At 37.1% G+C, this 251-nt stretch carries 1 pseudogene; it reads right to left on the bottom strand.

Features of this window, described 5'->3' with window-relative positions:
- Positions 1-191: pseudogene (locus AAEY79_RS15825) on the bottom strand (metal-dependent hydrolase); the annotation flags it as partial.
- Positions 192-251: the final 60 nt, after the last annotated feature.

The following is a 251-nucleotide window of genomic DNA, read 5'->3' as shown; positions in this document are numbered from 1 at the left end:
GAGCTGCTTTTGCGCATGTACTGATTTTTTATCTCATTAATATACTGATATAAGGCTTTATCGCTTTGTATCTCATGCTTAGTTGGATAGTTTTTGTCAATATATTCGCCCAGCCGCCCACTGCTTATCAATGTGGCGGCTTGGGTTTGAATGTGCTCAGGGTAGTGGGCGATATAATTTAATGTGGTCAAGAGGAATGCCTTTTCAACTATATAATTTTGAATGATATAAACCGTATTTAAGGTTTAAAC

The sequence above is a fragment of the Psychrobacter sp. GW64-MNA-CIBAN-0177 genome (assembly GCF_040309585.1).
Taxonomy (GTDB): Bacteria; Pseudomonadota; Gammaproteobacteria; order Pseudomonadales; family Moraxellaceae; genus Psychrobacter; species Psychrobacter okhotskensis.
This window is presented reverse-complemented; position numbering and strand designations above follow the sequence as displayed.